This is a genomic window from Microcoleus sp. T3_A4, from assembly GCF_036700465.1.
GTDB lineage: Bacteria > Cyanobacteriota > Cyanobacteriia > Cyanobacteriales > Microcoleaceae > Microcoleus.
The window spans coordinates 1-11,006 of sequence record NZ_JAUBOY010000092.1; the positions used below are offsets into that span (position 1 = coordinate 1).

The window sequence follows — 11,006 nt, forward strand, 5'->3', positions numbered from 1 at the left end:
TGCTTTCATTAGGTTTGATTACACAATGATATTTCATTATTATTGATTGTACCTCATAACAGCGGGAACCGCTGTAAAAGAGCAGCGCAGAAGCTGAGCAGATTAATGCCATTAGAATAAACTAGGCGATCGCCCAACAGCGACAATTGCCTCGGTAAAAACCCGTCCCGCGCCAAAAAATAACAAAGTCGCGGAAAATCCGCATAACTCGTATTCGCCGCCAACAGCAAAATCAACAGAGTAGCTGCCTGCAAATAGTAATAAAATATACCGACACCAAAAATCTGTTTTCCCAACACAGAAAGGAGCGTTTCATGTTCTGTAGGAATCACCTGATAAATATGAGCCAAGTAACTAATTCCCAAAAACATTGCTCCCAGAATTCCCCCCATATAGCTCAAAGTCAGGCGCGCATTTTTCCATTCAGGAGGCTTAAAAGCCAACACGCCGTCTGATATGGCTTCAACTCCAGTCAGGGCTGTACAGCCCGCCGCAAAAGCCCGCGCCAGCAGAAATAATCCCAAAGGTTCCTTAGCTGGAATATTTTGTAATGTCGGCATAACATTACCTGTTGCCTGTTGGAATAAACCGCAGCCAATCAAAACAAAAATGCCAACGAGAAACGCATAGGTGGGAACCATAAATATATTTCCCGATTCCCGCAATCCCCTGAGATTGGCAAACATGATTAGGACAATAAAAACTAAGCACAGTTCAACTGTGTAGGGGTGCAGCGAGGGAACTGCTGAAGTCAAGGCCGCCACCCCAGCCGAAATACTGACAGTTACAGTTAAAATGTAATCAATCATCAGCGAAGCTGCGGCAATCAAACCAGGATAAATACCTAAATTTTCTCGCGCCACAATGTAAGCGCCACCGCCGTTGGGGTACGCTTTAATTGTCTGTCTGTAAGACAGCGCCACGATCGCCAACAGTAAAATAATAATTCCAGAAATAGGCAGCGATAAACTCAAACTGCTACTCCCCGCTAGTAACAGTACCAGCAGAGTTTCTTGAGTAGCGTAGGCAACAGACGACAGGGCATCGGAAGCCAGAACCGCTAGTCCTGTAGCGTTGCTCAGGCGTTCATGAATAGATGCGCTAGTGGGGAGAGATTCACCCAATAAAAATCGCTTGAGTCGAGAATAAGTGTACATTGAAACTCAATATATAGCCGTCCACAAATCATAATCGAGACGGGCCCAGTTTTAAGTAATTTTTGGCTCACAATTTGTAATTCTGTCTCGCTTGTTGAGTCAGCTTCAGCTTGTGTTCGAGAGCTTGCCAATTTTCCGCTTCGATATCGCTGATGAACTCGTCGAGACTGTCGCGGTAAATAGAGAGCGATCGCAACAATTCCTCTCGATTGTACTTTGCCACCATCACTCCCAGCTCGGGATTGCCGCCCCCAACGCGGCTCGTATCCCGAAAACCCGAACTCGCCAAATGTTGGGCTAAATTAACAATATCCCGATCGCCCTCTCGATCGCAGGCAGCAACCAGCGTCGCGCTCGCCATTAGCGGCAAATGAGAAATCCAAGCCACAGCTCGATCGTGCTCGATCGGTTCACATCGGTAAACTTTAGCACCCAGCAACCGCGCAATTTCCTCAACCTTATCCACCGCAAACGTCGGCGTCTGGGCAGTCGGCGTCACCACATAAGGCCGGCCCACAAACAAATCCTTTACCGCCGCCTCAATCCCGCTTTCAGCAGTCCCCGCCATCGGGTGTCCCCCCACAAAATTCGGCCACAGAGGAGACACAGCCTGCACTATGGGTGTTTTTACGGAACCGACATCGGTTACAATAGTATCAGGGGAAAGATAGGGCACCAACTCTCGGACGATCGGCTCGATCAACCCCAGTGGCGTGCAAATAAAAACCACATCGGCTGCTGCCATCAGAGACAGGTTTATGCTGGCTTCATTGACAACACCGCGAGCTTGCGCCCGATCGCAAGTCTGCTGCCGACTCGAAACCCCAAAAACATTAAACCCGCGCGATCGCAAATCCAGCCCGATCGAGCCGCCAATTAAACCTAGTCCTACAATACCGATATTCATAGCAATAAAATGGGGATATTTGATACGGTGCCGCCCCCATGACAGTCGAGGAACTCCTAAAAAAATATGCCGCCGGAGAAAGAAACTTTGCCGGAATCAACCTGACTGAGGCCAACCTCAGCGGCGTCAACTTGAGCGGAGCCAACCTCAAGGGTGCGAATCTGAGTGTAGCAAACCTAAGCGGAGCAAACCTCAGCAAAACCAACCTCACAGGTGCCAAACTCAACATCGCCAGACTCAGTGGCGCCCATCTAGGTGGCGCCGACCTCACCGACGCCGACCTCAACGTCGCTTATCTAGTGCGAGTTGACCTCAAAAAAGCCATACTCATAGGAGCCAAACTGATCAGAGCCGAGCTGATTCGAGCCGAACTCAGCGGCGCAAACCTCAGCGGCGCAAACCTCAGCGGCGCCACCCTCACCGAAGCCACCCTTCGAGGAGCCAACCTAGCTCAAGCCAACCTTCGAGGCGCTCACCTCAGCGGCGCGTGCTTGACAGAAGCCAACCTCGAACAAGCCAACCTGCAAGGAGCCGACCTCAGCCGAGCCGACCTCAGCGGCGCCGACTTGCGAGGCACAGAACTGAGACAAGCCAACCTCACTCAAGCCGTACTCAGCGGCGCCGACCTCAGCGGCGTCAATTTGCGCTGGGCCATTCTCAGCGGCTGCAATCTCCGCTGGGCCGACCTCAGCGAAGCCAAATTGAGCGGTGCCGACCTCAGCCGAGCCGACCTCTGCCACGCCAACTTGCTGAATGCCAGCTTAGTTCACGCCGACCTGACAAATGCCTATCTGATCCGCGCCGACTGGATTGGAGCCGACTTAACCGGAGCCACCTTAACCGGAGCAAAACTTCACGCAGTTTCGCGGCTGGGCATCAAAACCGAAGGCATGACCTGCAAGTGGGTTGATCTTAGCCCCAACGGCGACCACAGCCAAATTTACTGGTTGAACTCGGGAGGAACCCACGAATTTTTTCATGAAACCTTGCCCACAGTTCGGATTGTAATTGACTCGCCCTTAGACCAAGGCGCTCATTTTGCACTAGCTGCAACTTATTACCAAATTGCCCAACAATACCCGAGTTTAAGTCAGCCTCCCACGATCGAAGTCAGCTCCAGGCGCACAGTACTCGCATTTAAAATGGACAGCGACGATAAATTATTTGCCACCGCTTACGTTGCCATCATTCCTTTTAACGACGCTGCCATAACTCAAAAAAACCTAATAGCTTTGATGAAAATGATTCAATCCCACGATGCAGGTAAACTTAACGTCAAAGAATCTAAACACGTCCAGTTATGCAGCAAAGCTCTCAACCAAGCTATCAGCAAAGTAGACCAAATCAAAATTTCCAGTTCTTTTCCAAAAATCGGTGAAAGCATCAATTTCTTTCAAATTCCAACACAGATGAGCTTAATTAATTCCCGCGATCAAAGACTCAGCGTATATCACCACCCAGGCTTCGGCAAGCGCCTGATTAAAAAATACGAGCAAAGTAACTCACCATCGGGTAAGTTAGCTGAAAGCACAAAATTGGCTCAAGCTAATATCACTAGCATTTTGGATTTTATAAAAGGCTTCCACAATATAGATGTCTAGGCATATTGCATCAAGTTACAAAAAATGCTTATTCTAGTTTAAAGGTTGTGACAATAAAGCTTTGTTCTAGCTAAGACATCAGGGAAATTGAAAAGCATGGATGCCGAAGAACTCATCACCAAATATGCAGCAGGAGAAAGAGATTTTACTGCCATCCTCCTTTGCGAGGCAAATCTCAGCAGGATCGATCTCAGTGGGGCTAATTTCAGTGAGGCAATCTTGAGCCTCACCAACATGAGCGGCACCAATTTGTCAAACGCCAACATGAGAAAAGCCAAACTTAATGTTGCCAGACTCAGCGGTGCTAATCTCCACAAAGCCAACCTCAGCGGCGCTATCCTCAACGTGGCCAACTTGATTAGAGCCGACCTCAGCGAAGCCCAACTCGTTGAAGCTACACTGATCAGATCCGAACTGATTCGAGCAAACCTCAGCAGTGCTAACTTGACCGGTGCAAATCTCAGCGAAGCAGATTTGAGAGAAGCAACCCTCAGAGAAGCCAATCTAGAGCAAGCCGACCTCAGCGGGGCTCACCTGAGAGGCGCTTTTCTAACAGCGGCCAACTTGGAACGGGCCAACTTGCACAGAGCCGACCTCAGCAGAGCAGACTTGCGAGGAGTCAACCTCTGCAATGCCGAACTCAGACAAGCTAATCTGTCTCAGGCAAACCTTAGCGGCGCTGACTTGCGAGGCGCTAATCTCCGGTGGGCTGACCTCAGCGGGGCGAACCTGACCGGCGCTGACCTCGATGAAGCGAGATTGAGCGGGGCAAACTTGTACGGAGCAAATTTAAGCAATGTCAATCTGTTGAACGCTACTTTGGTACACGCGGATTTGACCCAAGCTAATTTGATTCACGCTGATTGGGTGGGCGCAGATTTGACGGGGGCGGCCCTGACGGGGGCAAAAATTTACGCGGTTTCTAGGTTTGATGTGAAAGCAGATGACATTACCTGCGATTGGGTTGACCTCAGTCCTAACGGCGATCGCAGCCACATTCAGCGCTTTACCCCTGAAGAATCTCAAAGGTTTTTCAATGCTACACCGCCGACAGTTCAAATTATTGTCGATCGACCCCTCGACCCGGATGCTAACTTTGTCCTTGCAGCTACCTACCGCCAAATTGCCCGTCAATACCCTGCTTTGAATCATCCTCCCAGTATCGAAGTTAATTCCAGACGCACAATCATATCATTTAAAATAGAGCAGGACGAGCAACTATTTCCCACAGCTTTCGTTGCGATTGTTCCCTTTAGTGATGCAGCATTTACTCAGAAAAATTTGATTACTTTGATCAAGATGATTCAACCCCAAAGTGGTAATAACCTGGGCGTCAGAGTTTCAAATATGGTAGTGCAATTAAACGTAGCCCTGACCAAAACAATGAGAAAAATAGGGGAAATGAAAATTCAGCCGATTCGCCTCGATCGCGAACCGATGTCAAGTTTTTTCCAATCGCCTACCCAAACTGTACTGGCTAACTCCAGCGCCGAAACTTTGATGATTCACTATCACCCAGATTTTGGCAGAAACTTGACAAATTTACCGGGAGTCAACAAAACCTCTATCAGTCCTGCAATTAAAGCCCAAAGATTTACCACGCCGCCCCTAAATACGGTCATTGAGTTTGTCAAAAGCTTTTATCAGCTCGGTGAGTAAGTATTATAAATTAATTTGATATTATTTCTATTTATGCCATATAAAAGTTAGCCGATTGCCATCTCATTCAGGTAAACAAATGGAAGCTGAAGAACTGCTCAAACGATTTGCAATCGTCAAAAGATACACTGAAGGCGACAGAGATTTCACAGGAATCAACCTGAATGAAGCTAATCTCAGCCGCATCAACCTCAGCCAATCAATTTTAAGGCGGGCTAGCTTATTTGTCACCAACCTCAGCGGTGCTAACTTGAGCGAAGCTAACTTGAGCGAAGCTAACCTGAATGTGGCTAGACTCAGCAGTACCAACCTGTCGCGGGCAATCTTAAACGGGGCTACTCTCAACGTAGCAAACTTAGTGAGAGCCGATTTAAGTGCAGCTCAATTAATCAGAGCATCCCTAATTAGAAGCGAATTAGTCCGCTGCGAACTCAGCAAAACTAACTTCAGCGGCGCTAACCTGACTGAAGCAGATTTAAGAGAGGTAAAACTGACGGAAGCTAACCTGTCCGGTGCTAACCTGTCCGGTGCAAATCTCAGGGGTGCTTCGGCTGCTTCAGCTAACTTTCAAGAAGCTAACTTGCACGGCGCGGATTTGACGAAAGCAGAACTTAGCGGCGTCAACTTGAGCAATGCCGATATGAGACAAGCTTCTTTGCAACAGGTGAATCTCAGCGGTGCCCATTTGAGCGGAGCCAACCTTAAATGGGCTGATTTGACGGGAGCTAACCTCAACGGTGCGGATCTAAGCGATGCTAAATTCAGCGGAGCTAACCTCAACGGAGCCGATTTAAGAAATACTAATTTAGCAAATGCTAGTTTCGTTCACGCTGATTTGACAGAAACAAATTTGATTAATGCCGATTGGGTGGGCGCTGATTTGAGAGGAGCAACTTTAACAGGAGCAAAACTGTATTTGGTTCCTCGGTGTGGTATCATTGCAGATGATATTACTTGCCAGTGGGTTGACCTCAGCCCCGCAGGCGATCGCACTCTGATTCAACAATTTAATTCGCCGTCAGAATCGATAAAATTTTTAAATCACACGCCTGGGTTAGTGCAAATTGTGGTTGATGCACTTTTAGACTACTCAGCAAACAGCACTTTAGCAACAGTTTACAGCGAAATAGCTCGGCATTACCGGGCCATGAATTTTCCTCCTAATATTGAAGTCGGCTACCGCCGCACAACTCTAACTTTTAGATTTGAGAGCGATGAGCATTTATTGCCAGCAGCTTTTTTAGCGATTCTTCCTTTTAAGGATGCTGTACAAACTCAGAGAAATATTATGGATATTGGTAAAAATATTGAAACTCAAAATTTAGATGAGAAACGAATAGTGCAGTTGCGTAAAGCATTGACTAAAGCTACAAATCAGTTAAATGAGTTGATAAAATTGCTCTCTAATATATCACGGCTTAGTCAACCAACAAAGTTTTTTGATTCACCTACCCAAACTATTTTAATTAGTTCGGGACAGGAGAGTTTGATGGTGAATTCTCACGGGAATTTTGGGAAGGGAGGTGCAAGTCATCAGCCGAGTAAATTCTGTTTGCCTCTCGGTCAAAAATTAGTTGATTTTCTGGCCAGTTTTGATTATCTTGAGTGAGAAATGTCAATTTTAAAACCCATTGATTGAGGTAGAAGTCCACAACTCATTGCTCCGCTTCCTGCGATCGAACTCCGAGCCGCACTGGCCACACCATTTAACGATGGCGCGGCTCGTGGCGCGGGCTTTGCGCTTGGGGCGCAGCGCTCTGATCCAAACGGGGCTTCCTGCTGGAGCTTACCGACAGCGGTATCGAGTCAGCTATTTGATGCCGATTTTGATGTGGCCGGAGCCTGTGATTTTAGTGGCGCCGACACCGCTGATTGAGCATTTGAGAGCAGTGGAAATTCCGCGTTTGCAAGAGTGGCTGCAAACAGAGGGGTCGATCGAGACTTATTCCGATCGTGCCACTGGACGAGGCTTGATGCTAGCAGATCCCGAGTCTTGGCTGGCGGCTCGCTTGGCGGGGAATTCGGAACTGCACAGGAATATTCCGACAATTATCGACGGTGTGGATGACTTGGAAGTTTGGACGCGCCAGCAATTGACGGCGGGTTTGCAACCGGCTGACTGGAACGATTTAATGCAATCTCAGCCTTTGGAAGCCGATGCCATCCTCCAAGGGCGGGTACTGCTAACGCGGGCTTTCTTTCAGCATCCGGCGAAACCAGAGGAGTGCTATTTGCTGGAAACGGCAGAGCAAAATATTTTGCAGGGGCTGTTTGAAAAAATCCAGCCAAACCCCCTAATTCCGGCTGCTTGGAGCAATTTTTGGCAGCGGTGGGAAACAAACGGAAAACTGCGGTGGGCGGAAATTCATCGGGAGGCTGGGTCATTTTCTCTGTACTGCGCGCCGGTGCAGGTGGCTGAGGTTTTGAGCCAAATTTGGGAGGATCAGCCGGTGGTGTTGATTGGTGGAGCGGTGGATGTGGAACCGAAGGCTCCGATTTTCCGGGAAATGTTGGGACTGCCAGAATTGACGAGCGTTAAGTTTTCGCCCGATCGACAAAGCGAATTAATTCAACTGTACATTCCCAACTGGCTGCCGCTGCCAAATACGCCGGAATTTCAGGGTGTTTTAATTGAAGAAATTCGGACTTTGCTGTTGATGAGCGCGTCGGTGGCGGGTTTAACGGTGCTGATTGTTGGTGATGTACCGCTGAAGGCTCGGCTGGCGGCGATTTTGGCTTCTGAGTTCGGTTCTAGGGTGCAGGTAGAAAAAACAGATGTGGGCGAGAATGCGATTTTGGTGACTGGGTGGGAGTTTTGGCGGGAACATCAGGGGGAATTGAGAGCGCCTCATTTGCTGGCGATTGCAACTTTGCCGCTACCTTCTTTGGAGAATCCTTTGGTGACGGCGCGTGTGGCTTATTATAAGGAACGGCGCAAGGATTGGTTTCGGTTGTATTTGCTGCCGGCGGCGCTGAATGAGTTGCAGCGGGCGATCGCGCCGGTGCGAGAACGTCAAGGGGTGGTGGCGATTTTCGACAGCAGGGTGATTCACCGCAGTTACGGACAGCAGGTTTTAGCGGCTTTGAGTCCTTTTGCGAGGATTGATTATTTGGATACGACTTGGCTGACGCAGGCTTGAGATGACGTGTTGGCGTATAATTTGGTTAGGTATCCAGTTGAAATCTAATTTAGTAGACAAAGATTATGGGTGAAGCTAAGCGTCGCAAAGAGTCGATCGGCGACGAATACGGTAAAGAAGAACGCATCGTTCCCTGGCTGCCAATCACGAAAACCCAAAGCGAAGATTTTGTGAAGTGGACAAGTCGCGGAAGCTGGATGGGGATTAGTCTTTTGGTGGCTTGGTGGATTGTAGTGCGGTTTGTCGGCCCGTCGGCGGGTTGGTGGCAGGTTAACTGATGCCAGACTCGACAAATGCCTGTATTCTTGGCATTGTGTCGAGTTTAACTCGGAAACAAGCGGCTGAATTTTTCGGAAAAATTTAGTTGCGAAGTTCGACTTAGTATGGTATATTAATTATCTGCGGGCAATTAGCACAGTGGTAGCGCACTTCCTTCACACGGAAGGGGTCACTGGTTCAAATCCAGTATTGCCCATTCAAAATTTTAAGGTGACTCATTTAGGCGATCGCAGGAATAGAGGTAACTTTACGATGCAAATAATTCTGAACTCAGAACAAGAAAAGTTATTGCAACAACAGTTAGAGACAGGGAAATATACAACCCCGGATCAGGTAATTACTGATGCTTTAAAAGCTTTGTCAGAAAAACAGCATCTTAATCAACCTCGGCAAGTAGTAACGATTCTTTCAGGAAAACCTGCACAAGATTTACTTGCAGAAAAAATTAAAATCAGCCGAGAACTTAAGAATAATTATCAGCCCGATCCGCACAGACAAGCTTTAGCTGAAACTTTTAGCAACTTATGTGAAGAAACCCAGGCTTTACACGCGGAGCATCCTTTAACTGATGAAGAAATTGCCGAAGAAATTGCAGCTTATCGGAGAGGAGAATGAGAGTTGTTATAGATACTAATATTTTAGTATCTGCGGCGATTGCTGGAAGAAAACCAGCATCTGTTATTACCTGGGTTATCAATCAACCTGATTATGAATGGATAGTGTCAGAAGAAATTTTAGGAGAGTATCAGGAGGTATTAAGTAGACGAAAACTAAAATTAACAGATGATCAGAAAGAAAGATGGTTGAATTTGATTCAAGGTTCCACCCAACTCATTGATGTCTCTATAGAAATTGATTTTCCTAGAGATCAAAAAGATGCTAAGTTTATTGCTTGTGCACTCTCTGCTAATGCTGATTTTTTAATTACAGGCGATCGCGATTTTACTGAAGTTCAGAGTTTAGAAAATACGTTAATTATTTCTGTTTCTATGTTTGCAGAATTGATTATGAATTAGACACTGTTCAAGAAGGCCAAAATTGCCATAGCTTGCCGGCAGGGGCCCGATCGCCCAAAGCACCACTTTATACTACACCTATGCTACACTAACATTGTAGCTCGTGCCCCCGCAGGAGGTTTCCTCATGGCAAATGCCAATATTCCTCAAAATTTCAACTTAATCCTACCCGCAGGAACCCAAATTGTCACCCGAATCGAGGTCAAAAACCCCGCCAGTGACCAATCTTGGAAACCGGGATTAGTAGGCGTCATCGTTCAATCGCCTACAGACAATTCCCACGCATATTTAGTCAAACTCCCAGACGGAACAGAAGTTAGTCTGCGGCGACACGAACTCAGTATCCGCAAGCAGTTTCAGAGCGAAGGATTGCAGTCAGGAGGAGATTTTCTGGCAGAATACAACCTCTATGATTCTGTAATTTACCGCTGCATTCTTGGTTCGAGAGCCTACGGTCTTGATAACGAGCAATCCGATACAGACAGACGCGGGATTTACCTGCCGCCCGCAATCCTTCATTGGTCGCTTTACGGCATTCCAGAACAATTGGAAAACAAGGAAAATCAGGAATGCTATTGGGAACTGCAAAAGTTTCTAGTTTTGGCACTAAAAGCTAATCCAAATGTGCTAGAATGTTTGTACACGCCTTTAGTAGAAACTGTTTCTCCTGTAGCACAAGAATTGCTCGAAATTAGGGAAATATTTCTTTCTCAATTGGTTTATCAAACTTACAATAGCTACGTTTTGTCTCAATTTAAAAAAATGGAGCAAGACCTCCGCAATACCGGGGAAATTCGTTGGAAGCACGCGATGCACTTAATTCGCTTGTTGCTGTCAGGAATTACTGTCCTCAAGGAGGGGTTTGTGCCTGTTCGCGTGCAGGATTATCGATCGCAACTTTTATCTATCCGCAACCAAGAAATATCCTGGGATGAGGTGAATCGCTGGCGGTTGAGTTTGCACGGTGAGTTCGATCGCGCTTTTGCTGCAAGTAAGTTGCCAGAACGTCCTAATTACGAGAAAGCGAATCTGTTTTTGATTGAAGCGCGTAAAGGTGCGATCGGCTAAAAGGGCGGGTTGACGAGATAATTAATGTGAGACATATATGGTTGGTAAAACCCGCCCATACAGGTATTTGCGATTATTTAACCGGAATTGAAATTAGCATTGATCAATACTCCGGACAGTTTTTAAGCAGCCAGAGTACCATAAGACAAGACTGAAGGAAGGTTAGGGTGATTTAAAAT

General features: G+C 47.2%; 10 protein-coding genes and 1 tRNA gene. 9 read left to right on the forward strand and 2 right to left on the reverse strand.

Annotation, left to right across the window (positions count from 1 at the left end):
- Positions 1-53 precede the first annotated feature (53 nt).
- Positions 54-1,157: an APC family permease gene (locus QUA07_RS29000; RefSeq protein WP_333332462.1), complete on the reverse strand. Its 1,104-nt coding sequence runs from the start codon at positions 1,155-1,157 to the stop codon at positions 54-56.
- A gap of 67 nt (positions 1,158-1,224) precedes the next feature.
- On the reverse strand, positions 1,225-2,064 hold the full coding sequence (locus QUA07_RS29005) for a prephenate/arogenate dehydrogenase (protein ID WP_333332465.1): 840 nt from the start codon (positions 2,062-2,064) through the stop codon (positions 1,225-1,227).
- Positions 2,065-2,102: 38 nt separating this feature from the next.
- Here QUA07_RS29005 and QUA07_RS29010 point away from each other — a divergent pair, with 38 nt between their 5' ends.
- The 9 genes from QUA07_RS29010 (at position 2,103) to QUA07_RS29050 (ending at position 10,827) form a co-directional block, all read left to right on the forward strand.
- Positions 2,103-3,665 carry a pentapeptide repeat-containing protein gene (locus QUA07_RS29010; protein ID WP_333332466.1) on the forward strand — a complete coding sequence of 521 codons (1,563 nt, stop codon included), beginning with the start codon at positions 2,103-2,105 and terminating at the stop codon, positions 3,663-3,665.
- 96 nt (positions 3,666-3,761) lie between these two features.
- Positions 3,762-5,324: a pentapeptide repeat-containing protein gene (locus QUA07_RS29015; protein WP_333081318.1), complete on the forward strand. Its 1,563-nt coding sequence runs from the start codon at positions 3,762-3,764 to the stop codon at positions 5,322-5,324.
- Between the two features lie 79 nt (positions 5,325-5,403).
- Positions 5,404-6,933: a pentapeptide repeat-containing protein gene (locus QUA07_RS29020; protein WP_333332470.1), complete on the forward strand. Its 1,530-nt coding sequence runs from the start codon at positions 5,404-5,406 to the stop codon at positions 6,931-6,933.
- 22 nt (positions 6,934-6,955) lie between these two features.
- A complete protein-coding gene (locus QUA07_RS29025; RefSeq protein ID WP_333332473.1) occupies positions 6,956-8,464 on the forward strand; it encodes a helicase C-terminal domain-containing protein in 1,509 nt (502 codons plus the stop codon).
- A gap of 65 nt (positions 8,465-8,529) precedes the next feature.
- Positions 8,530-8,742 (forward strand): DUF2839 domain-containing protein, encoded by a 213-nt coding sequence (locus tag QUA07_RS29030; RefSeq protein ID WP_333063857.1) that lies wholly within the window; start codon positions 8,530-8,532, stop codon positions 8,740-8,742.
- A 125-nt stretch (positions 8,743-8,867) separates the two neighbouring features.
- A tRNA-Val gene (locus tag QUA07_RS29035) sits at positions 8,868-8,939 on the forward strand.
- 56 nt (positions 8,940-8,995) lie between these two features.
- Positions 8,996-9,358 (forward strand): hypothetical protein, encoded by a 363-nt coding sequence (locus QUA07_RS29040; RefSeq protein ID WP_333332476.1) that lies wholly within the window; start codon positions 8,996-8,998, stop codon positions 9,356-9,358.
- A complete protein-coding gene (locus QUA07_RS29045) occupies positions 9,355-9,759 on the forward strand; it encodes a putative toxin-antitoxin system toxin component, PIN family (protein WP_333332479.1) in 405 nt (134 codons plus the stop codon). Before QUA07_RS29040 ends, QUA07_RS29045 begins: the two co-directional genes overlap by 4 nt.
- A gap of 126 nt (positions 9,760-9,885) precedes the next feature.
- The gene (locus QUA07_RS29050) at positions 9,886-10,827 is read left to right on the forward strand and encodes a DNA polymerase beta superfamily protein (protein ID WP_333332483.1); all 942 of its coding nucleotides are present in this window, start codon (positions 9,886-9,888) and stop codon (positions 10,825-10,827) included.
- Positions 10,828-11,006 lie beyond the last annotated feature (179 nt).